Genomic DNA, 21,669 nt, shown 5'->3' with positions numbered 1-21,669 from the left:
CAGGTCAGAGCCGCTTTCCCGCCTGTCCCGAAGGACGTATCAACCATGGCCGCCACCCCGCAGAACCCCGCCGCCGCGACCCCCCGCCGCAGGGCGAGCCGTCACCGCGGCGAGGGACAGTGGGCCGCGGGGCACTTCACCCCGCTGAACGGCAACGAGCAGTTCAAGAAGGACGACGACGGTCTCAATGTGCGGACACGCATTGAGACGATCTACTCCAAGCGCGGCTTCGACTCGATCGACCCCAACGACCTGCGCGGCCGGATGCGCTGGTGGGGTCTGTACACCCAGCGCAAGCCCGGGATCGACGGCGGCAAGACCGCGATCCTGGAGCCGGAGGAGCTGGACGACGAGTACTTCATGCTGCGCGTCCGGATCGACGGCGGCCGGCTCACCACCGAGCAGCTGCGCGTCGTCGGCGAGATCTCGCAGGAGTTCGCGCGCGGCACCGCCGACATCACCGACCGGCAGAACGTCCAGTACCACTGGATCCGGATCGAGGACGTGCCCGAGATCTGGAACCGCCTGGAGGCGGTCGGCCTGTCCACCACCGAGGCCTGCGGTGACACCCCCCGCGTGATCCTCGGCTCGCCGGTCGCCGGTATCGCCGCCGACGAGATCATCGACGGCACCCCGGCCATCGACGAGATCCAGCGCCGGATCATCGGCAACAAGGACTTCTCGAACCTGCCCCGCAAGTTCAAGTCCGCGATCTCCGGCTCGCCGCTGCTGGACGTGGCGCACGAGATCAACGACATCGCCTTCGTCGGGGTGAACCACCCCGAGCACGGCCCCGGCTTCGACCTGTGGGTCGGCGGCGGTCTGTCCACCAACCCCAAGATCGGTGTCCGGCTCGGCGCCTGGGTCCCGCTCGACGAGGTCCCGGACGTCTACGAGGGCGTCATCTCGATCTTCCGCGACTACGGCTACCGCCGGCTGCGCACCCGCGCCCGCCTGAAGTTCCTGGTCGCCGACTGGGGCCCGGAGAAGTTCCGCCAGATCCTCGAGGACGAGTACCTGCAGCGCAAGCTCGTCGACGGCCCGGCCCCGGCCCAGCCCGTCGAGCGCTGGCGCGACCACGTCGGTGTGCACCGGCAGAAGGACGGCCGCTACTACGTCGGCTTCGCCCCGCGCGTGGGCCGGGTGGACGGCACCACCCTGACGAAGATCGCAGAGCTGGCCGAGGCGCACGGCTCGGGCCGGGTGCGGACCACCGCCGAGCAGAAGATGCTCGTCCTGGACGTGGACCAGGCACAGGTCGACTCGCTCGTCGAGGGCCTGGAGGCGCTGGACCTCACCGTCAACCCGTCCCCGTTCCGGCGCGGCACCATGGCCTGCACCGGCATCGAGTACTGCAAGCTCGCCATTGTCGAGACCAAGGCGCGCGGCGCCTCCCTGATCGACGAACTGGAGCGCCGGATCCCGCAGTTCGACGAGCCCCTCACCATCAACATCAACGGCTGCCCGAACGCCTGCGCCCGTATCCAGGTCGCGGACATCGGTCTCAAGGGCCAGCTGGTCCTCGACGCCGAGGGCCGGCAGGTCGAGGGCTACCAGGTCCACCTGGGCGGCGCGCTCGGCCTGGAGGCCGGCTTCGGCCGCAAGGTGCGCGGTCTGAAGGTGACGGCGGAGGAACTGCCCGACTACGTCGAGCGGGTCCTCAAGCGGTTCCAGGAGGAGCGCGAGGACGGCGAGCGCTTCGCCACCTGGGCCGCGCGCGCTTCCGAGGAGGCCCTCTCATGAGCGAGCGGGCCGCCCCCTTCTACTGCCCCTACTGCGGCGACGAGGACCTGCGTCCCAGCGAGCAGGGTCACGGCGCGTGGGAATGCGCGGCGTGCAACCGGGCTTTCCAGCTGAAGTTCCTCGGGCTGCTGGCCCGGGGCGTTCAGCCGACCGAAGCAGGGGGAGACGAGATATGACGACCACCCGGGAAGACCGCACCACCGAGGAACTGAAGGCGCTCGCCGAGCAGGCGGGCCGCGATCTGGAGGACGCCGACGCGCTGGAGATCCTCCAGTGGGCCGCGGACACCTTCGGCCGGCGCTTCTGTGTGACCTCCTCCATGGAGGACGCGGTCGTCGCCCATCTCGCCTCCCGCGCGCTGCCCGGTGTCGACGTGGTGTTCCTCGACACCGGCTATCACTTCCCCGAGACCATCGGTACCCGTGATGCGGTGGAGGCGGTGATGGACGTCAACGTCATCACCCTCACCCCGCGTCGGACGGTCGCCGAGCAGGACGCGGAGCACGGCCCCCGGCTGCACGACCGCGACCCGGACCTGTGCTGCAAGCTGCGCAAGGTCCAGCCGCTGGAGGAGGGCCTCACGGGCTATCTGGCCTGGGCGACGGGCCTGCGCCGCGACGAGTCCGAGTCCCGGGCGAACACCCCGGTCGTCGGCTGGGACGACAAGCGGCAGAAGGTCAAGATCTCGCCGATCGCCAAGTGGACCCAGGACGACGTGGACGCCTACGTGGCCGAGCACGGTGTCCTCACCAACCCGCTGCTGATGGACGGCTACTCCTCCGTCGGCTGTGCCCCCTGCACCCGCCGCGTCCTGGAGGGCGAGGACGCGCGGGCCGGCCGCTGGGCGGGCCGCGCCAAGACCGAGTGCGGGCTGCACCTGTGACCACCACCCCGTTTCCGGAGACCGCCCCGGAGAACAAGGAGAACCACGTGACGACCGGAGCCACCGTCTGGCTCACGGGTCTGCCGAGCGCCGGCAAGACCACCATCGCGTACGAGCTGGCCGGCCGGCTGCGCGAGGAGGGCCACCGCGTCGAGGTGCTCGACGGCGACGAGATCCGCGAGTTCATCTCCGCGGGCCTCGGCTTCAGCCGCGCGGACCGGCACACCAATGTGCAGCGCATCGGCTTCCTCGCCGACCTGCTCGCCCGCAACGGCGTCAAGACGCTGGTGCCGGTGATCGCGCCGTACGCCGACAGCCGTGAGGCGGTGCGCAAGCGCCACCAGGACAGCGGAACCGCGTACCTGGAGATCCACGTGGCCACCCCGGTCGAGGTGTGCTCCGAGCGCGATGTGAAGGGCCTGTACGCCAAGCAGGCGGCGGGCGAGCTGACCGGGCTGACCGGGGTCGACGACCCCTACGAGGAGCCCGAGACGCCGGACCTGCGGATCGAGTCGCAGAACCAGACCGTGCGGGAGTCCGCGGCGGCCGTGTACGCGCTGCTCAGCGAAAGGGGCCTGGCATGACGACGACCGTCTCCTCGGTCGAGGAGGGCACGGAGACTCCGTACGCCCTCTCCCACCTGGACGCGCTGGAGTCCGAGGCGGTGCACATCTTCCGCGAGGTGGCGGGCGAGTTCGAGCGGCCGGTGATCCTGTTCTCCGGCGGCAAGGACTCCATCGTCATGCTGCACCTGGCGCTGAAGGCGTTCGCGCCGGCTCCGGTGCCCTTCTCGCTGCTGCACGTCGACACCGGGCACAACTTCCCCGAGGTCCTCGACTACCGCGACCGCGCGGTGGCCCGGCACGGGCTGCGGCTGCATGTCGCCTCCGTGCAGGACTACATCGACCGCGGGGTGCTCAAGGAGCGCCCGGACGGCACCCGCAACCCGCTGCAGACACTGCCGCTGACGGAGAAGATCCAGGCGGAGAAGTTCGACGCGGTCTTCGGCGGCGGGCGCCGCGACGAGGAGAAGGCGCGGGCCAAGGAGCGGGTGTTCTCGCTGCGGGACGAGTTCTCCCAGTGGGACCCGCGCCGCCAGCGGCCCGAACTGTGGAACCTCTACAACGGCCGGCACGCCCCCGGCGAGCACGTCCGGGTGTTCCCGCTGTCCAACTGGACCGAGCTGGACGTCTGGCAGTACATCGCCCGCGAGGGCATCGAGCTGCCGGAGATCTACTTCGCGCACGAGCGCGAGGTGTTCGCCCGGGGCGGCATGTGGCTGACCGCCGGCGAATGGGGCGGCCCGAAGGACGGCGAGACCGTCGAGAAGCGGCTCGTGCGCTACCGCACCGTCGGCGACATGTCCTGCACGGGTGCCGTCGACTCCGACGCCACCACGCTGGACGCCGTGATCACCGAGATCGCCGCCTCCCGGCTCACCGAGCGGGGCGCGACCCGCGCCGACGACAAGATGTCCGAGGCCGCGATGGAAGACCGCAAGCGCGAGGGGTACTTCTAACCATGAGCACGACCACGGAACTCCCCGAGACGACCCTGCTGCGGTTCGCCACCGCCGGTTCCGTCGACGACGGCAAGTCCACCCTGGTGGGCCGGCTGCTGCACGACTCCAAGTCGATCCTCACCGACCAGCTGGAGGCCGTGGAGCGCGCCTCGGCGAGCCGTGGCCAGGAGGGCCCGGACCTCGCGCTGCTCACCGACGGCCTGCGGGCCGAGCGGGAGCAGGGCATCACCATCGACGTGGCCTACCGCTACTTCGCCACCCCCCGGCGCCGGTTCATCCTCGCCGACACCCCCGGCCATGTGCAGTACACCCGCAACATGGTCACCGGCGCCTCCACCGCCGAGCTGACGGTCATCCTCATCGACGCCCGCAACGGCGTCGTCGAGCAGACCCGCCGGCACGCCGCGCTGGCCGCGCTGCTGCGCGTCCCGCACGTGGTCCTCGCCGTCAACAAGATGGACCTGGTGGACTACCGGGAGTCCGTGTTCGCCGCCATCGCCGAGGAGTTCACGGCGTACGCGCTCGAACTGGGCGTCCCGGAGGTCACCGCGATCCCGATCTCGGCACTCGCCGGTGACAACGTGGTGGAGCCGTCCGCCCACATGGACTGGTACGGCGGCCCGACGGTGCTGGAGCATCTGGAGACCGTCCCGGTCACCCACGACCTCAGCCACTGCCACGCCCGGCTGCCCGTGCAGTACGTGATCCGCCCGCAGACCGCCGAGCACCCCGACTACCGCGGTTACGCCGGTCAGATCGCCGCCGGTTCGTTCCGCGTCGGCGAGCAGATCACCGTGCTGCCGTCGGGCCGCTCCACGAAGATCGCCGGCATCGACCTGCTCGGCGAGCCGGTCGACGTCGCCTGGACCACCCAGTCGGTGACCGTCCTGCTGGAGGACGACATCGACATCTCGCGCGGCGACCTGATCGTGCCCAGCAAGGACGCGCCGCCGACCACGCAGGACATCGAGGCGACCGTGTGCCATGTCGCCGACGCCGCGCTCACCGTCGGCCACCGGGTGCTGCTCAAGCACGGCACGCGCACGGTCAAGGCGATCGTGAAGGACATCCCGTCCCGGCTCACGCTCGACGACCTGTCCCTGCACCCGCACCCGGGACAGCTCGTCGCCAACGACATCGGCCGGGTGAAGATCCGTACCGCCGAGCCGCTGCCCGTCGACTCCTACGCCGACTCGCGGCGCACGGGTTCGTTCATCCTGATCGACCCGAGCGACGGCACGACGCTCACCGCCGGCATGGTCGGCCAGTCCTTCGCCTCCCCGGAGCCCGTCAAGGACGCGTCCGACGACGACGGCTGGGACTTCTGACCGTGCCCCCGACCGGAGCGGGCGGGGGGCGGCGATGTCCGCGCTGACCTCCCACCCGTCCATCCGCCGTTCTCCCGGCCGCGCTCGCTAAGGGCGCCGGGCCGGGCCACCGAGAGGAACACCTCCCGTGCCTGCCATCCCCGCCCTGCGCCGTACCCTCGCGGTACTGGCCGTGCTGCCGCTGCTCGCGCTCGCGGCGTGCGGCTACGGCTCCCAGGCCGTGGAGAACACCGAGCACGCGATCCCCGGGGCGGCGAAGGTCGACGGCCTGGACTCGGTGCGCATCGGCTACTTCGGGAACCTCACCCACGCCACGGCGCTGGTGGGGCGGCACGAGGGGATCTTCCAGAAGGAACTCGGCGGTACGACCGCGAAGTACGCCGCGTTCAACGCCGGTCCCTCGGAGATCGAGGCGCTGAACTCGGGGTCCATCGACATCGGGTGGATCGGGCCCTCCCCCGCGATCAACGGGTACGTCAAGGCGGGCGGCAAGAACCTGCGGATCATCTCCGGTTCGGCCTCGGGCGGCGTGAAGCTGGTCGTGAACCCGGAGCGGATCAGGTCCGTGCAGGACGTCGAGGGCAAGCGGATCGCCACCCCGCAGCTCGGCAACACGCAGGACGTGGCCTTCCTCAACTGGGCCGCCGAGCAGGGCTGGAAGGTCGACGCGGAGAGCGGCGAGGGCGATGTGTCCGTCGTCCGCTCCGACAACAAGGTCACGCCCGACCTCTACCGGTCCGGCTCGGTCGACGGTGCCTGGGTGCCCGAGCCGACCGCGTCGAAGCTGGTCGCCGAGGGCGGCAAGGTGCTGCTGGACGAGGCCGACCTGTGGCCGGACAAGAAGTTCGTGATCACGAACGTGATCGTGTCGCAGAGCTTCCTCGAGGAGCACCCGAAGGCCGTCGAGGCGGTGCTGAGGGGTTCCGTCAAGGCCAACAAGTGGATCAACTCCCACCCGGACAAGGCGAAGGCGGCCGCCAACGCCCAGCTGGCCGCGGACACCGGCAAGGCGCTGCCCGCCGAGGTCGTCGACCGGGCCTGGCCGTCCATCCGGTTCACCGACGATCCGCTGGCGGCCACCCTCGACGCGCAGGCACGGCACGCGGTCGAGGCGGGCCTGCTGGAGCGGCCGGACCTGTCCGGCATCTACGACCTGACACCGCTGAACAGGGTCCTCGGAGCCGAGGGCGCACCCGAGGCCGACGACGCCGGCCTCGGCGTGAAGTGAGCCACGAGTCCTAATGAGTTCCCAGGAGGTGACGACCATGGCAACCGCCCTCGCCAAGGCCCCCCACACGGATACGTCCGTGGAGCACGCCGCGCGCATCGACCACGTGTCGAAGTCCTTCGCAGGCCCGGCCGGGCCCCAGCTCGTCCTCGACGACATCACCCTCGATGTCGCGCCCGGCGAGTTCGTCACCCTCCTCGGTGCCTCCGGCTGCGGCAAGTCGACACTGCTCAACCTGGTAGCGGGCCTGGACCGGCCGAGCGCGGGCGCCATCAGCACCGACGGCCGTCCCGCGCTGATGTTCCAGGAGCACGCCCTGTTCCCGTGGCTGACCGCGGGCAAGAACATCGAACTCGCCCTGAAACTGCGCGGGGTGCCCAAGGCCGAGCGGCACGGCCGGGCCGAGGACCTGCTGGAGCTGGTCCGGCTGGGCGGCGCGTACGGCAAGCGGGTGCACGAGCTGTCGGGCGGTATGCGGCAGCGGGTCGCGCTGGCGCGGGCGTTGGCGCAGGACAGCAAGCTGCTGCTGATGGACGAGCCGTTCGCGTCACTGGACGCGATCACCCGGGACGTGCTGCACGACGAGCTGACCAGGATCTGGCGCGAGGCCGGCGTGTCGGTGCTGTTCGTGACGCACAACGTCCGCGAGGCGGTACGGCTGGCGCAGCGGGTCGTGCTGCTGTCCTCGCGGCCCGGGCGCATCGCCCGGGAGTGGACGGTCGGCATCCCGCACCCGCGCCGCATCGAGGACAGCGCGGTGGCCGAGCTGTCCGTCGAGATCACCGAAGAACTGCGTGGGGAGATCCGCCGCCATGGCCAGCACTGAGACCACCGGCAAGGAGGCGAGCGACCTCGCCGGACTCGAAGCCGGCCTGGACGCGCTGGACGCCGTCCAGACCAGCCGCACTCCGCTGCGCGAGACCCTGGTCCGCAAGGTGCTGCCGCCGGTCACGGCGGTCGCGCTGGTGCTGGTGGTGTGGCAGGTCCTGGTCTGGGCCGAGGTCGCCCCCGCCTACAAGCTGCCCGCGCCCACGGCCGTCTGGGACGAGGTCCGCGCCGCCTGGCTGCAGGGCACGCTCCTGGACTACATCTGGACCAGCGTCTCGCGCGGTCTGCTCGGCTTCCTGCTCGCCCTCGCCATCGGCACCCCGCTCGGCCTGCTGGTCGCCAGGGTGAAGTTCGTGCGGGCGGCGATCGGCCCCATCCTGTCCGGCCTGCAGTCCCTGCCGTCGGTCGCCTGGGTGCCGCCGGCCGTGCTGTGGCTGGGCCTGAACAACTCGATGATGTACGCCGTGATCCTGCTCGGCGCGGTCCCCTCCATCGCCAACGGCCTGGTCTCGGGCATCGACCAGATCCCGCCGCTGTTCCTGCGGGCCGGGCGCACCCTGGGCGCGACCGGTCTGCGGGGCACCTGGCACATCGTGATGCCGGGAGCGCTGCCCGGCTATCTGGCCGGTCTGAAGCAGGGCTGGGCGTTCTCCTGGCGCTCGCTGATGGCCGCCGAGATCATCGCCTCCTCCCCCGACCTCGGGGTGGGGCTGGGCCAGTTGCTGGAGAACGGACGCAACAACGCCAGCATGTCCCAGGTGTTCCTGGCCATCTTCCTGATCCTGCTCGTCGGCATCGCCATCGACCTGCTGCTCTTCAGCCCGCTGGAGCGCTGGGTGCTGCGCAGCCGCGGTCTGCTCGCGAGGAGTTGAGCCCCATGCGCCACCAGCCGGTCCTCCTCGTCATCGCGCACGGCAGCCGCGACCCGCGGCACGCCGCGACCGTGCACGCCCTCGTACGACGGGTGCGCTCGGCGCGGCCCGGACTGCGCGTGGAGACCTGCTTCCTGGACTTCAACATCCCCACCGTGCAGGGCGTGCTGGAGTCCCTGGCGGCGGAGGGCGTGCGCGATGTCGTGGCGCTGCCGCTGCTGCTGACCCGCGCCTTCCACGCCAAGGCGGACATCCCGGCGGTGCTGCGGGACGCGCCCCGGCGCCTGCGGATCCGGCAGACGGAGGTGCTCGGCCCCTCCCCGCTGCTGCTCACGGCGCTGGAGCGGCGGCTGTACGAGGCGGGCCTCACGCCCGCCGACAAGTCCTCGACCGGGGTCGTGCTGGCCTCGGCGGGGTCCACCGACCCGGAGGCGAGCGCGGTGATCGCAGCAATCGCGCGGGAGTGGCGGCGCACCGGTTGGTGTGCCGTGCGGCCCGCGTTCGCCTCCGCATCCCTGCCCCGCACCGAGGACGCGGTACGGGAACTGCGGGCCCTCGGCTGTGAGCGGGTGGCCGTCGCCCCGTACGTCCTCGCGCCCGGCTTCCTGCCGGACCGGATCGCGCGGGGCGCGGCCGGGGCGGACGTCCTGGCCGATGTGCTCGGCCCGGCGCCGGAGGTCGCGGAGCTGCTGCTGGAGCGCTACGACGCGGCCCGGGTACCGGTGCTGGCTGCCGTCGGCGCCTGACGACCGGGGGCGAGTCGGCCACGGACGCCCGGCAGCCTCCCCCGCCTGGCCGGATTCGGCGAAACCGCCCTCCCCTGACCCGGCTGTCTGCTGGGATGGTCCCTCGTACACGAGCGGGGGGAAGCAGTACACGTGGGGGGACGGGAGTTCGGGCACCACTTGGGCCTGCCGCGGGCCCTGTCCGGGCTGCCGCTGAGCCCTCTGGTCGTCGGTTACGGCGACCTCGCCGCCGCCCAGCACGCGGCGGGGTTACGGCATCTCGGCGAGGCACTCGCCCCGGCGGGCGGCTTACGCGTCCTCGACGGCCTGTACGTCCCCTCGGGACCGCGCGCCCGGCGCCGGGTGGACGCGGCCCTGCTGGACGGCCTGGCCCGGGCCGCCTCCCCCGCCGCCCGGGTGGCCGAGCTGCTGGCGGGGCTGCACCGGCGTGATCCGCAGGGGCCGCGCAGGGCGGTGCTGTACCAGCTGATCTGTCTGCTCCAGGAGGGCTGCCCGGTCGCGGAGCTGGGCGTCCATCCGGACGAGACGGCCGCTCTGGTGGCGGCGGCCCGGCTGCGGCCCACGCTCGACCGGCGGCAGCGGGAGGCGGCCGAGTCCGTGGCCGATGTCTGGGAGCGGCGGCGGCTGCACCGGGTGCGCGGGCTGGTGGAGCGGCTGCCCCAGGGCGATCCCGGGATCGAGCGGCTGCGAGCCGCCCTGTCCGCCCGGTCGGCGACGGTCGAGGAGGCCCTCGCGGCGGCGTGGCGCGCGGAGGAGCGCGGTGAGCCGGACACCGCGAACGAGCGGTATCTGCACGCCCTGGACCTGGCGGCCGACGACCGGCGGGCGCTGCGCGGACTCGTACGGATCCAGCGGCCCGGACCGCAGGCCCCCTTGCGCGCCGAACTCGGCCCCGATCACATCGAGTTGCAGTGGGAGCGGGCGGGCTCCGACTGGCGGCTGCTGTGCCTGGACCGCACCGAGAAGGGCGAGTCCCGGGTCCGCGAGGTGCCGGCCGCCCGGGACACCGCCGTACCCCTCGGCACCACCGTCCGGTACGCCGCGCTCCCGCTGACGGACGGGCGGGTGGCCGGGCCCCCGCTCGTGTCGCACCGCGTGCTGTTCGCCCCCGAGGTCGCCGGACTGGAGCTGACCGACGGCCCGGGGCGGATCTCGGGGTCCTGGCGGCGGCCGCCGGGCGCCGAGGAGGTGACCGTGGAACTCGACGCGGCGGTACGGCCGGACCTGCGCGCCGACGGCTTCACCGCGACCGGGCTGCCGGCCGGCCGCCACACCGTCCGGGTCGTCTGCCACTACCGCGCGCCGGACGGACGCCTCGTCCCCTCGCCCGGCGTCCGGGCCACGCACCCCGTGCAGCCCTGGCCGCAGCCGGTGCACACCCTCACCGCCGCACCCGACGGCGACACCGTGCGGTTCGACTGGACCGGAGGCCGCGGCGCCGAGGTCCGCCTGGTGGTGTGGCCGGGCCAGGCGCCGCCGCCCGGCACCGAGTTGCGCACCGCCGACCTGCCGCCCGCCGCCGGCGCCCCGGCCGCCGGGCACCGTCGGATCGCCGCCGTCTCGGTCCTCGGCGAACGGGCGCTGGCCGGGCCCGTGGTCGACGTCGAGGTGCTGCGGCCGGTGACCGGGCTGACCGCCCGGCGGCTGCCCGGCGGGGAGGCCTCGGTCCTGCTGGACTGGCCCGACGGCACCAGCCATCTCACGGTCCGCTGGGACGGGCCCGACGGCGGCGGGGAGCGGACCGTCACCGCGCACGCCTACCGGCGCGGCGGGCTGCGGCTGCCCGTCGGCCCGGGGGACGTGCGCATCCGGGCCACGGCCGTGCCGCAGGTGCCGGACGCCGTGGTCGTGACGGCGGCGGGCACCGAGGCGGTCCTGCCGCCGGACACCGCCATCGGCTACCGACTCGTGCGCGAACGGCGGCGGTTCCGCGGCCGGAGCCGTACCCTGCTGAGGGTCACGCTGTCCGCCCCCGCCGGCGGAGGCGGCCCGGAGGTCCCCGAGTTCGTGTGTGTCGCCCGCAGCGGGACCCTCCGGCCGCGCAGCGCCGCCGACGGCACGACCCTCCTGCGCATCCCCGGTACCGATCTGACCCGACACGGCACGGTCGAACAGGAACTGCCGGCCACGCCGATCCCGGCCCCGTACACCTTGCGCGGCTTCCTGCTGGGCGAGCACGCGGCCGCCGTACGCCTCGAAGAACCGTCCCCCGCGACCCTGGTGGTGCGCTGAGCCATGACGACCGTGATCTGCCCCTACTGTTTCGCCCGCTGCGCCGCGGCGAAGCTGCCCTACCGCTGTCTGATGACGCCGACCGGCGTCCGCGGCGGCTCGCCCTGCGGGCCCGAACGCGACGACGTCTGGGCCGGGTTCATGGGCCCGGGGGTGCCGCCCGGGGCCCGGATGCGCGGGCCCGTGTTCACCCCGGCCCGCAGGGCCGGATGGCGCGTCGGCTCGGGCAGCAGTGTGCCGTGCCCGGGGTGCGGGGTGGGCACCACGACCCGGGTGTGCGGGTCCTGCCACAGCGACCTGCCGAGCGACTACTGCGACCAGGACAGCCGCATCATCGCCCTGGTCGGGGCCAAGGCGTCCGGCAAGAGCACCTATGTCTCGGTGCTGGTCAACGAGTTGAACCACCGGGTGGGCCAGGCCTACCACGCCTCGCTGGCCGCGATGGGGCAGAGCACCCAGGTACGGGACCGGGAGATGGCGGAGGACCTGTACGAGCGGCTGCGGCTGCCGGACGCCACCCGGCCCGCCGCCCTCGGCTTCAACGACCCGCTGCTGTACCGGCTCAGCCTGCCCCGGCGCAGCCGCCTCGGCTCGGGCACCCGGCACACCGCGCTGGTGTTCTTCGACGCGGCGGGCGAGGATCTCGCGGGCGCCGAGGCCATGGACCGCTACACCCGGTACCTGAGCGCCGCCGACGGCATCGTCCTGCTGGTCGACCCGCTGCAACTCGGCTCGGTGCGCGACCGGTTGCCGGTCCACGACGGGCCTCCGCTGCCCGTCGTGGAAACCCCGCCGCAGCAGATCGCCGCCGACCTGGCCCGCCAGCTGCGCGCCCACGGCAAGGGCGGCTCCCGGGGCCGGGTGGCGACGCCGATCGCGGTGGCGGTCACCAAGACGGACATGCTCAGGCCGCTGCTCGACCCGCACTCCCCGGTCCTGCGCAACGCCCCGCACCCCGGCGGCACCTTCGACGAGGACGACCGGCTCGCGGTGCACGAGGAGATCCGCTCCCTGCTCACCGACTGGGACTCGGGCGCGCTGCTGCGCCAACTGGAGCTCGACTTCGCTGAGTTGTCGCTGTTCGGGCTGTCCGCGCTGGGCGCCCCGCCGCCCGCCGAGGCGCCCGCGGACGCACCGAAGTCGGGTCCGCAGCCGATCCGGGTGGAGGATCCGCTGCTGTGGCTGCTGGCCCGGCGCGGACTGCTGCCGGTGCACCGTACGACGGGGAAGGAGCGGGCCACGTGACGCCGGCCCAGCTGCACTACACGTCCGCGCCGCCGGGCCCGGACGGTTCGGGCTTCCGGTTCACCGCGGTCAGCGCGGGGGTGCCGCAGGGGCTGCTGCGGGAGGCGGAGCAGCTCATCGGCTACGAGCCGCCGCGCGACTTCCCGGCCCGGCCGGACACCGAGGAGCTGAAGAGCTTCCCGAAGGCCTTCGCCTTCTCCGAACTGTCGGACGGGGGACGGCTGTTGAGCCGTTCCGTCTACACCGGCGCCGACTACACCGGGCGCTGGGGCAACTTCCACGCCCACGCGGTGCATCTGCCGCCGGGAGCCCGGCTGCCGGACGGGGCGCTGCCCATCACCGCCTGGGAGTCGCCCCGCTGGTCCGACACCACTCCCCCGGACGGGCGGCCCGGACCCGTCGACCGGTTCGAGCCGTCCGGGCTGCTGCGCCGGGACGGCCTGGTCGCGTTCGCCGCCTCCCGGCAGCCCTGGCTGGCGCCGTTCTTCGCCGATCTGCGGGCGGTCGCCGAGGATCCGGGCGCCGGTCAGCTCGTGCTGGTGGAGCAGGACAGCGCGGACGTGGCGCAGTGGATCGCGCTGGCCTGCGCGGTGCTCCCGCGCGAGCAGGCGCACCGGCTGACGTTCACCACGTACACCCGCCGTCCGCAGCAGGCCCGGCAGCAGATCGTGGGCGTGCTGCCGTCGTCGGAGCAGATCCCGCAGGACCACCGGTACCGGGTGCACGACTGCACCCGGCGGCCGCCGTCGGAGCCGGTCACCGACACCTGGGCGCAGGTGTGCGCCCGGATCTGGATCGCGGGCCGGCCCGATCTGTTCCGCGACCCGGTGGACGGGCTGGGGCCGCTCACGGTCGCGGCACTGGTCGAGGGCATCGGCCTGCCGTCGGACGCGCGGGCCGTGGCGGCCCGGTGGGCGGCGGAGCGGCTGCTGCCCGAGGCGACGCTGGGCGCGCTGATCGCCGGGCTGTGCCGGGACGGGGAGGACGCGGACGAACCGGCCGCGCTCGCCGCCCTCTGGGAGCGGGTCGACGGGCAGGTGCCGACCGCGGTGTCGGCGCCGCTCGCCGCGCGCGTGCTGGCGAGCGCCGTGCGCGGCGGCGGCCCGGTTCCCGCGCTGCGCCCCGGGTCCCTGACCCCGCAGGTCCACGCCGACCTGGCCCGCGCTCTCGCGCCCGTCCTGCGCGAGGGCGTCGCGGACGCCGCACAGCCCGCCGACGGCCGGCCGCTCACCCTGCTGCGGGTGGCGGATCTCCTCGGCGTCGACTGCCAGGACCTGCTGCCCGAGCTGGCCGGCCGCCTCGCGCGCGCCCTCGTGGACACGGCACCGCAGGAACGGCCGGCCGCACGCGAGCACCCCGTGGGGCACCCCGCCCTGCGGACCGCGGAGACCGCCGACGCGACCGCGCCCCGCCTCGGTACGCCCGCCCTGCTCGATGCCGTGCACGAGCATCCGGCGCTGCGGCTGGCGCTCTTCGGCTCGCTGGACGCGCTGGCCGCCGCCGACCCGCCCGCCGCCGCACGGACGCTGGCCGGCTCCGGTCTGCCCGTCGGGCTGCAGCCCGGCTTCCCGCATCTGCGGATGTGCGTGCTCGCGGAGCCCGGGGGCGACCGGCTCGCCCGGTTCCACGGGGCGCTGCGCACCGCCGGTGCCTCCCCGCACGCCGACCCGTCCGTCCTGCGGACCGCGCTGCGGCTGGTGTGGCCCGCCGGGGATTTACCCACGGGGCAGGAGGCGAGCCTGCTGCTGAACGAACTCGGATCCGATCTGCACCGGGCGGCCGGCACCCGGGACCTGCTCATCGACGCCGCCCTCGCCGCGCCGGCCGACGACCGGGACGTCCCCGCCCTCGCCGCGGACCTGCTGCGCTGCTTCACCACCGAACTGCGCCCCGGGCAGCGGGCGGCGCTGCTCCTGCTGGAGTACGCCGGGCTGCTGGGCACCCCGGGCGAGGGCGAGGAGTGGGTCCGGCGGGTGCTGTCCCTGCGGGACGGCGCCGCCGATCCGGTGCCGGACACGGTGTTGCACCGGGCCTTCGACGCGCTGGCCCGGCGGCTGGTGGCGGACTCGGTGCCGGAGAGCGAGCTGTACGCCCTGGCCCGGTCCGGCGAACCGGAGCTGCTGGCCGCCTACGAACGCGCCGGGCGCTCCCCGGCCGTGGCCGACCGGCTGCGCGTCGTGCCGTCGTACGTCGCCGTCTGCTTCCGCGCGTGGAGCGCCTTCCCGGGCACCCACCCCGCCTGGGACGAGACCGGCGCGGCACTGCTCGGCAAGGTGCTGCGGCCGGTGGTGAAGGCGCTGCCCGCCGAGGACGTCGCCGAGGTGGAGGCGGCGCTCGAACGGGCCGGGCGGAGCAAGCTCGACGCGTTCCGGTCCTGGAACCGGCCCGGCGCGCTGGGGCGGCTCGCGGGGCGGCTGTCCGGACGGGGGCGGCGCGCGGAACCCGGCGCCGCCTGGCCCGGAGACGTGGAACCGCCATACCGGGGAGGCCGTCGATGAGCGCCATGACCGTCGTGACGTTCTACTTCCTGTGGTGCGCGCTGATCGCCGCCGGGGTGGGCCTGGGCCGGGTGCTGTGGGAATTCCTCGGGATCGGGGTGCGTGGGGTGTGGCAGGGCCTGGGGCCCTGGCAGCCGGGCCGCCCCGACCAGCGGGTCCCGGCCGTGGGGGGCGCCGAACCCGCCCACCTGGCCTACTGGTGGCGGCAGATGTGGGTGGACGGCGGCACCGCCGCGGCCTACGGCATGCGGAAGATGTGGACCGCGCTGGCCGACCCCTGGCTGGAGCGGATCTCCAGGAACCTGTTCCGCGGCCGGTTCCCCTCCGGCCCTCGTACCGGCTCCCCGGCCGGAGCCGTGCTGCTGATCGTGTTCGTGGCGCCGGGCACGGCGGCGGGGGCGCTCATCGGCACCGCTCTGGCCACCCTGCTGCTCGGGGTGTTCCTCGTGGTGTTCGCGCTGCTGCTGGCGCTGGTCTGGCTGGGCTGCGCGACGGCCGTGCCGGTGCTGCGGGGTGCGGAGCGGGGCTGGGCGCTGGCCCGGGGAGTGCGCGTCAAGTGCCCCTACCCGGGCTGCTACCAGCCGGTGCCGCTGGCCGTGCACCGCTGCCCCGGCTGCGAGGCGGGACACGGCTCGCTGCGGCCCGGGCGGTACGGCGTCCTGTGGCACCGGTGCGGCTGCGGGCGCCGGCTGCCGACGACCCGGTTCGCCAAGCGGGGGGCGCTGACGACCCGGTGCCCGCACTGCGACCGGCGGTTGCCCGGGATCACCGGCACCACCCGCGTCGTCCACGCGCCGCTGGTCGGCGGGACCTCCTCCGGCAAGACGATGCTGATGGCGGCCATGGTGGAGGGGCTGCACGCCTGCGCGCGGCGCGGTGAACTCACCGTCGAGTACGCCTCGGACGACGACCGGACCGCCGCGAACGACCTCAACCAGGAACTGCGGCAGACCGGTTGGGCCCGCGCCACCACCGGCGGCCAGCCACGCGCCCTGATGCTGACGGTGACCCGGGGACGGCGGCGACGGCTGCTGTACCTGTACGACCCGATGGGCGAATCGGTCAGCGAGGCCGACCGGGTGCGCGCCCAGCACTACCTCCAGCACGCGAACGGAGTCGTGCTCGTCGCCGACGTCCTGGCCGACCCCAAGGTGCGCGGCAGGCTCGGCGCGGACGATCTCGCGCGGGCCCGGGCGGCACGGCCCTCGCCGCAGGGCCCCTGGGACACGTACCAGCGGCTGACCGGCGAGCTGGCGGCGCTGACCGGGCGGCGGGGGCGGCTGTCCGTGGCCACCGTCGTCACCAAGCGGGACATCCTCGACCAGCTGACGACCCTGGCCGTGCCCGGCGCGCAGATCGACGGCTGGCTGGAGCAGATCGGCCTCGGCCCGCTGGTCCGGGCCCTCGGGCACGACTTCCGGGCGGCCCGCTACTGGGCGGTGAGCGCCCACGCCGCCACCGGCACCGGGCCGCTGGAGAGCGAGCAGCGGCGGGCGGCCGAGCCGGTGCTCTGGCTGCTGGCCGCCTCGGGGCTGCGCACCGGCGCGCTGGCCGGGCCGGGCGGGGCGGGCGGCTCCGGCGGCCGGGAGCGCAGGATCCGGCTGCGTGGCACCGGCGACCGTGAGAGGACCCCCGCATGACACGGGTGACACCGTCCCTCGGGCGCTGGCGGCGGGTGATGGCGGGCGTGTTCGTCGCCTCCATCGCGCTGACGGTGCTCGCACTCCTCGGGCTGGCGCAGTGGCTGCTGGTCTGACGGCAACGACGAGAGGAAAGGAAACGGCGTGAGTGACATTCCCGGCGGGGCCATGGCCAGCCGGCCGGTCCACTTCATCTGGCTGCTCGACTGCTCGTACTCGATGCAGGGCGAGAAGATCGGCCAGCTCAACTACGCGATCAGAGAAGCGATCCCGGAGATGCGGTCGGTGGCGCACGACAATCCCGCCGCCCAGCTCCTGCTGCGCACGGTCACGTTCTCCACCACCGCGCAGTGGCACCATCAGGTGCCGGTGCCGGTCGACGCCTTCACCTGGCAGGACGTCCAGGTGGACGGCATGACCAACCTCGGTGAGGCGCTGGCCCTGGTGGCGCGGGAGCTGCAGAGCCCGCCGATGCCGCAGCGGGCGCTGAAGCCGGTGCTGGCGCTGGTGTCGGACGGGGTGCCCACCGACGACTGGAAGGCCGGTCTGAAGGCGATCGACGCGACCCCGTGGGGGCGCAAGGCGGTGCGGGTCGCCATCGCGATCGGCACCGACGCCGACCGCGGGGTGCTGCAGGAGTTCCTCGCCAACCCCGAGCTGCAGCCGCTGGACGCCAACAGCCCCAAGCAGCTGGCGGCGGCGATCCGCTGGGCGTCCACGGCGGCCGTCAAGGCGGCCTCGCAGCCGGTGGCCGGGGCGGCCGACCCGTTGGCGAAGCAGCAGCCGTACGCGCCGCCGGTCCTGGACGACGACGATGACGACGACGTGTGGTGACGCTCGGGGTGCGACGCTGGGACACACTCGGCGACAGCGTCCAGGGCGTCGGCAAGCGGTGCAACCAGGACTGGTGGGCCTGTGAGGGCACCGGCTCCGGGGACGAGCCGCTGGTGCTGGCGGTGGCCGACGGACACGGCTCGGCGGTGCACGCCCGCAGCGAGCTCGGCGCCCGGTTCGCCGTGGACCGGTTCCTGGGGCTGGCGGTCTCCTTCGGCCGCGCGGCCCGCGACTGCCACGCGCCGGGGCGGCTCGCCCGGCTGATGGCGTACGCCCGCGACGACTTCCCGCGCGCCCTGGTGCAGGAGTGGCGGTCGGAGGCGCTCGGTCACTGGGACCGGCACCGCCCGGTCGCCGACGACGGCGCGCCCGAGCCGGAGCCGGGCGACAAGCTGCTGCTGTACGGCACCACCCTGGTCGGCGCCGTGCTCACGCCGTGGCTGTTCGTGGCCTGGCAGATCGGCGACGGCGATCTCGCGGTGGTCGAGCACGACGGGGAGCTGCGCCGGCCGCTGGCTCCGGCCGAGGAGGATCTCGGCGACGAGACGGAGTCGCTGTGCGGCGCCCAGGCGTGGCGGGCGGTGCGTACGCACTGGGCGCCGCTGTTCGACGAGGCGCGCGGGCCGCGTCTGGTGGTGCTGTCGACGGACGGTCTGTCGAAGAGCTTCGCCGCCGCGGACGGCTACCGGGAGTTCGTCGAGGGGCTGGACGACCGGCTGGCGCAAGAGGGCACGGCGGGGGTGCGCGAGGTGCTGCCGGAGTGGCTGCGGCATGCCTCGCGCTACTCCGGGGACGACACGACGCTGGTGGCCGCGCTGCGGCCGGTGCACCTGACGTCGACAACGGAAGAGACAACGGAGAGTTGAGCGGATGAGCGGCATGCTCGACAGCGGGACGCGGCTGGCCGTGGACAACGGCGACGAGGCCGAGATCATCGGCATGCTGGGCGCCGGTGGCCAGGGCGAGGTGTACCGGGTGCGGACGGCGGCCGGGGAGAAGGCCCTGAAGTGGTACTACCCGACCTGTGCGACACCGGAGCAGGCGGCGATCGTCCAGGAGCTGGTGGAGCGGGACTTCGACGACGACCGGTTCCTGTGGCCCGAGGCGTACGTGGCCGGGTACCGGGGTTCGTTCGGCTATCTGATGGAGCTGCGCCCGGAGCGCTTCAAGGGCCTACCCGACCTGTTCCGGCGCCAACTGCGCACGAGTACGGGGGCGCTGCTCACGGCCTGTCTCTACACGGTGGAGGCGTACCAGGCGCTGCACTCGCGCGGGATCGCCTACCGGGACATCTCCTGGGGGAACGTCTTCTTCGACCCGGCCACCGGTGAGGTGCTGGTGTGCGACAACGACAACGCCGTGGTGGAGGGCGACGCGAGCGGCATCTCGGGGACGATGAAGTTCATGGCGCCGGAGCTGGTGCGCGCCGAGCCGGGCGCCCGGCCGGGCACCCAGTCCGATCTGCACTCCCTGGCCGTGCTGCTGTTCATGCTGCTGATGAACCACCATCCGCTGGAAGGCAGACGGGAGTTGGGCATTCACTGCTTCGACGAGGCGGCGGAGAAGCGGCTGTACGGCAAGAGCCCGCTGTTCGTGTTCGATCCGGTGGACGACTCCAACGCGCCCGACCCGATGGAGCACGCGACGGTGCTGGCGACCTGGGACGCGGCGGTCGGCACCCTCCAGCACCTGTTCGTGCGCAGCTTCACCGTCGGTCTGCGGGACCCCGCGGCCCGGGTGCGCGAGACGGAGTGGCGCAACGCGCTGCGGGCGGTGCTGGACGCGGTGGTGGAGTGCGCCTCCTGCGGGCGGCAGAACATGACCGAGCCGGGCGAGAACCCGCCGGAGCGGGCCTGCTGGGGGTGCGGGGCGCGGCTGGTGCTGCCGCCCCGGCTGACGGTGACGACCCCGCCACCGCGCGCCGAGCACCACATCCGGCTGCGCCGGGCGGCCCGGGTCCAGGCCCACCATCTGCTGCCCGAACCGGCCCGGCACGACTGCTCGGACCGGAGCGTGGTGGCGGAGCTGGTCGAACACCCCGCCAAGCCGGGCCGGTTCGGCATCGCCAACCGCTCCGGGGACACCTGGACGGGCACCCGCTCCGACGGCACGTCCCAGCAGATCGCCCCCGGCCAGACCGTACCGCTGCGCTCGGGTCTGGAACTGGACCTCGGCGGCGGGGCGCGGGCGGTGGTGCGCGCCAGGTAGCGGGGCCGCTCACAGGCCCAGGACGCGTCCGATCTCCTGGGCCAGGGCGAGTCCGCCGCTGCCCGCCGCGACCCCGATGCCGATGGTTTCCAGGGCGGCCCGGATCCGGCCCCGGTCGGCGGGCCGCCCGTCCTGCCCGGCACCGGCCAGCTCACCCTGGACGACCTGGGCCTGCGGGACCAGCGCCGGGCTCTCCAGGCGCAGCCGCTCCACGAGCTGGTCGGCCAGCCGCAGCAGGGCCACGGCGTCGGGGCCGTTGTTGATCTCGATACGGCCGTTGTCGCCGAAGTTGGCCGGGCCGTTGACGTTGTTGATGTGGTACGTGCTCATGTACCGGCTCCTGTTCCGTACCGGGTCGGGGCTTGGCCTACGGTGTTCCGCCGCCCCCGCCCGCACCCTGCGGCCCGCCGCCCTGGGGGCCGTTGTTCTGCTGGATGGTGCCGCCCGCGCCGAAGATGCTGGGCCCGTTGACGTTGTTGACGTGGTAGTTCTGCGTGATGATCTTCTGCGCGCTGTCGAAGGAGCTCGTGTCGACGTTGTGGTCCTTCAGGAAGCGCTCGGTGGCGGTCAGGACGCCCTGCTGCAGCCGGACGAGGTAGTCCAGCGCGTCCATGCGCTCCGCGTAGCCCGCCTGGTCCCAGTCGCCGTAGCGCTCGCGCAGGCTGGTGGCGGCGCCGTGGTCGACGATGACGTGCTGGTTCTTGATCCTGCGGCGCTGCTTGCGCAGGGTGCGCTCGTTGTCGTACAGCCACCGGGAGCGTTCCGTCATGCGTCCCGGGGCGCCGCTCAGCTCGGACCAGGTGTGCCCGGTGGTGTACTTGACCAGGCTCCACCAGCGGTCGAAGCGGGCCAGCGGGAGGGTGTCGACGTCGTGGAAGCGGGCTTCGAGCGGCGGGATCGCGTAGGCGGCCACCTCCCAGCTGAGGCTGGGCTTGGCGAGGATCGCCCGCAGGTACATGGAGACGATGAGCCGTCCGCCCTCGCCGACGCGCTCCAGGCACAGATGGGTGCGCATGCCCGCGCCGGGTTTGTGCAGCCCTGCCTGGACGAGCTGTTTGGGCACGTGCGGGTTGGGGCGCCGGGTCCGGTCCGGGACGAGTTCGGGAAGCAGATAGGCGTGGCTGCCGAGGACGTAGAGCCGGTTCCTGGTGCGCAGTCCGTCCAGGCCGGAGATGCTCTCCATGTGGCGGGCGACGTAGGTGTGCAGGTCGATGGCGTCGAAGTCGAGCACCGGCAGCTTGGTACCGCCGGGGCCCTCGGCCGGCTCGCTGACGTCGATGGGCCCCCAGATGACCTCCCGCTCCTGGAGCCGCTTGCCGCTGCCGACGAACGGATTGGTCAGGGAGGTCTCGTCGGCGTACGGCAGGACGTTGGAGCGCTTGAGCTCGTGCAGCCGGGTCTCCTCGGCCTGTTCCAGGGGCGGGGCGAGCGTCTCCGGCTTCTCGGCGCCGTGGAACACCTGCTGGGCCGCGTCCCTGGCCCGCGCCTGCGCGTGGTGGACGAGGCCCCAGGTGACCGCGAGGACGCCCGGGGGGCCGTAGACCGCGACGAGGACGAGGGAGCCGTGGCCGGCGATCAGGGACCACACGGCCATCAGCAGCGAGGCGAGGAACAGTACGCCGAGGACGGCGAGTTGACGGTCGAGCGACTTCCTGCGCCGGACCGCGGCGCGTGCGTGGCGGGCGACGGCCACGAAGTTGATGCCGAGGGTGAGTCCGATCGCGGTGAGCCGGTCGCCGGTGAGTTCGCGGTCGATGTCCCGGGCGAGGTCGTCGTGGAGGTGGACCGTGGCGCAGATCCGGCGCGTCACCGCGTCCTTTCGGTACTGCGGCAACAAGGGTAAGACTCTGCCCGCCACGCTG

General features: G+C 73.4%; 19 protein-coding genes. 17 read left to right on the top strand and 2 right to left on the bottom strand.

Annotated features, from left to right (window positions below; all coding sequences use genetic code 11):
• Nucleotides 1–45: 45 nt before the first annotated feature.
• From M8H82_RS06120 to M8H82_RS06040, 17 genes are all read left to right on the top strand, one after another.
• On the top strand, nt 46–1,743 hold the full coding sequence (locus M8H82_RS06120; RefSeq protein ID WP_250071412.1) for a nitrite/sulfite reductase: 1,698 nt from the start codon (nt 46–48) through the stop codon (nt 1,741–1,743).
• Nucleotides 1,740–1,919 carry a hypothetical protein gene (locus M8H82_RS06115; RefSeq protein WP_250071411.1) on the top strand — a complete coding sequence of 60 codons (180 nt, stop codon included), beginning with the start codon at nt 1,740–1,742 and terminating at the stop codon, nt 1,917–1,919. Before M8H82_RS06120 ends, M8H82_RS06115 begins: the two co-directional genes overlap by 4 nt.
• On the top strand, nt 1,916–2,626 hold the full coding sequence (locus M8H82_RS06110; protein WP_250071410.1) for a phosphoadenylyl-sulfate reductase: 711 nt from the start codon (nt 1,916–1,918) through the stop codon (nt 2,624–2,626). The genes M8H82_RS06115 and M8H82_RS06110 overlap by 4 nt, the downstream gene beginning before the upstream one ends.
• Nucleotides 2,623–3,210, top strand: coding sequence for an adenylyl-sulfate kinase (cysC, locus tag M8H82_RS06105; protein ID WP_250071409.1), 588 nt, complete (start codon nt 2,623–2,625; stop codon nt 3,208–3,210). Before M8H82_RS06110 ends, cysC begins: the two co-directional genes overlap by 4 nt.
• Nucleotides 3,207–4,145: a sulfate adenylyltransferase subunit CysD gene (gene cysD / locus M8H82_RS06100; RefSeq protein ID WP_250071408.1), complete on the top strand. Its 939-nt coding sequence runs from the start codon at nt 3,207–3,209 to the stop codon at nt 4,143–4,145. The genes cysC and cysD overlap by 4 nt, the downstream gene beginning before the upstream one ends.
• Nucleotides 4,146–4,147: 2 nt before the next feature.
• The gene (locus M8H82_RS06095) at nt 4,148–5,476 is read left to right on the top strand and encodes a sulfate adenylyltransferase subunit 1 (protein WP_250071407.1); all 1,329 of its coding nucleotides are present in this window, start codon (nt 4,148–4,150) and stop codon (nt 5,474–5,476) included.
• 127 nt (nt 5,477–5,603) lie between these two features.
• On the top strand, nt 5,604–6,704 hold the full coding sequence (locus M8H82_RS06090; protein WP_250071406.1) for an aliphatic sulfonate ABC transporter substrate-binding protein: 1,101 nt from the start codon (nt 5,604–5,606) through the stop codon (nt 6,702–6,704).
• Between the two features lie 37 nt (nt 6,705–6,741).
• A complete protein-coding gene (locus M8H82_RS06085) occupies nt 6,742–7,530 on the top strand; it encodes an ABC transporter ATP-binding protein (protein ID WP_250071405.1) in 789 nt (262 codons plus the stop codon).
• Nucleotides 7,517–8,404, top strand: coding sequence for an ABC transporter permease (locus M8H82_RS06080; protein ID WP_250071404.1), 888 nt, complete (start codon nt 7,517–7,519; stop codon nt 8,402–8,404). Before M8H82_RS06085 ends, M8H82_RS06080 begins: the two co-directional genes overlap by 14 nt.
• Nucleotides 8,405–8,409: 5 nt before the next feature.
• Nucleotides 8,410–9,150 carry a sirohydrochlorin chelatase gene (locus M8H82_RS06075; protein ID WP_250071395.1) on the top strand — a complete coding sequence of 247 codons (741 nt, stop codon included), beginning with the start codon at nt 8,410–8,412 and terminating at the stop codon, nt 9,148–9,150.
• A 132-nt stretch (nt 9,151–9,282) separates the two neighbouring features.
• The gene (locus M8H82_RS06070) at nt 9,283–11,382 is read left to right on the top strand and encodes a hypothetical protein (RefSeq protein WP_250071392.1); all 2,100 of its coding nucleotides are present in this window, start codon (nt 9,283–9,285) and stop codon (nt 11,380–11,382) included.
• Nucleotides 11,383–11,385: 3 nt separating this feature from the next.
• Nucleotides 11,386–12,627 carry a hypothetical protein gene (locus M8H82_RS06065; protein ID WP_250071391.1) on the top strand — a complete coding sequence of 414 codons (1,242 nt, stop codon included), beginning with the start codon at nt 11,386–11,388 and terminating at the stop codon, nt 12,625–12,627.
• Entirely contained in the window at nt 12,624–15,125 is a 2,502-nt protein-coding gene (locus M8H82_RS06060; protein WP_250071390.1) for a GTPase-associated protein 1-related protein, read from the top strand. Before M8H82_RS06065 ends, M8H82_RS06060 begins: the two co-directional genes overlap by 4 nt.
• A complete protein-coding gene (locus M8H82_RS06055; protein WP_250071389.1) occupies nt 15,122–16,765 on the top strand; it encodes a hypothetical protein in 1,644 nt (547 codons plus the stop codon). The genes M8H82_RS06060 and M8H82_RS06055 overlap by 4 nt, the downstream gene beginning before the upstream one ends.
• 168 nt (nt 16,766–16,933) lie before the next feature.
• Nucleotides 16,934–17,599, top strand: coding sequence for a tellurium resistance protein (locus M8H82_RS06050; protein WP_250071458.1), 666 nt, complete (start codon nt 16,934–16,936; stop codon nt 17,597–17,599).
• Nucleotides 17,593–18,465 carry a protein phosphatase 2C domain-containing protein gene (locus M8H82_RS06045; protein ID WP_250071388.1) on the top strand — a complete coding sequence of 291 codons (873 nt, stop codon included), beginning with the start codon at nt 17,593–17,595 and terminating at the stop codon, nt 18,463–18,465. Before M8H82_RS06050 ends, M8H82_RS06045 begins: the two co-directional genes overlap by 7 nt.
• A gap of 4 nt (nt 18,466–18,469) precedes the next feature.
• Complete coding sequence (locus M8H82_RS06040) at nt 18,470–19,807, top strand: protein kinase (protein ID WP_250071387.1); 1,338 nt, start codon at nt 18,470–18,472, stop codon at nt 19,805–19,807.
• Between the two features lie 9 nt (nt 19,808–19,816).
• On the opposite strand, the gene M8H82_RS06035 is transcribed toward M8H82_RS06040, so the two are convergent.
• Both M8H82_RS06035 and M8H82_RS06030 read right to left on the bottom strand, forming a co-directional pair.
• Nucleotides 19,817–20,137: a hypothetical protein gene (locus tag M8H82_RS06035; RefSeq protein WP_250071386.1), complete on the bottom strand. Its 321-nt coding sequence runs from the start codon at nt 20,135–20,137 to the stop codon at nt 19,817–19,819.
• 37 nt (nt 20,138–20,174) lie between these two features.
• Nucleotides 20,175–21,641: a hypothetical protein gene (locus M8H82_RS06030; protein WP_250071385.1), complete on the bottom strand. Its 1,467-nt coding sequence runs from the start codon at nt 21,639–21,641 to the stop codon at nt 20,175–20,177.
• Between the last annotated feature and the right edge of the window lie 28 nt (nt 21,642–21,669).

Origin of the sequence: Streptomyces sp. YS415, from assembly GCF_023544665.1 — a bacterium.
Lineage (GTDB): Bacteria > Actinomycetota > Actinomycetes > Streptomycetales > Streptomycetaceae > Streptomyces.
Note: the sequence above shows the minus strand (reverse complement) of the source record. Positions and strands in the feature narration are given on the sequence as shown.

What these genes read in the sequence shown, in the direction of transcription:
- M8H82_RS06120 (WP_250071412.1), top strand. Translation starts at nt 46, where the DNA reads ATGGCCGCCACCCCGCAGAACCCCGCCGCCGCGACCCCCCGCCGCAGG.
- M8H82_RS06115 (WP_250071411.1), top strand. Translation starts at nt 1,740, where the DNA reads ATGAGCGAGCGGGCCGCCCCCTTCTACTGCCCCTACTGCGGCGACGAG.
- M8H82_RS06110 (WP_250071410.1), top strand. Translation starts at nt 1,916, where the DNA reads ATGACGACCACCCGGGAAGACCGCACCACCGAGGAACTGAAGGCGCTC.
- cysD (WP_250071408.1), top strand. Translation starts at nt 3,207, where the DNA reads ATGACGACGACCGTCTCCTCGGTCGAGGAGGGCACGGAGACTCCGTAC.
- M8H82_RS06095 (WP_250071407.1), top strand. Translation starts at nt 4,148, where the DNA reads ATGAGCACGACCACGGAACTCCCCGAGACGACCCTGCTGCGGTTCGCC.
- M8H82_RS06085 (WP_250071405.1), top strand. Translation starts at nt 6,742, where the DNA reads ATGGCAACCGCCCTCGCCAAGGCCCCCCACACGGATACGTCCGTGGAG.
- M8H82_RS06080 (WP_250071404.1), top strand. Translation starts at nt 7,517, where the DNA reads ATGGCCAGCACTGAGACCACCGGCAAGGAGGCGAGCGACCTCGCCGGA.
- M8H82_RS06075 (WP_250071395.1), top strand. Translation starts at nt 8,410, where the DNA reads ATGCGCCACCAGCCGGTCCTCCTCGTCATCGCGCACGGCAGCCGCGAC.
- M8H82_RS06065 (WP_250071391.1), top strand. Translation starts at nt 11,386, where the DNA reads ATGACGACCGTGATCTGCCCCTACTGTTTCGCCCGCTGCGCCGCGGCG.
- M8H82_RS06055 (WP_250071389.1), top strand. Translation starts at nt 15,122, where the DNA reads ATGAGCGCCATGACCGTCGTGACGTTCTACTTCCTGTGGTGCGCGCTG.
- M8H82_RS06050 (WP_250071458.1), top strand. Translation starts at nt 16,934, where the DNA reads ATGGCCAGCCGGCCGGTCCACTTCATCTGGCTGCTCGACTGCTCGTAC.
- M8H82_RS06040 (WP_250071387.1), top strand. Translation starts at nt 18,470, where the DNA reads ATGAGCGGCATGCTCGACAGCGGGACGCGGCTGGCCGTGGACAACGGC.
- M8H82_RS06035 (WP_250071386.1), bottom strand. Translation starts at nt 20,137, where the DNA reads ATGAGCACGTACCACATCAACAACGTCAACGGCCCGGCCAACTTCGGC.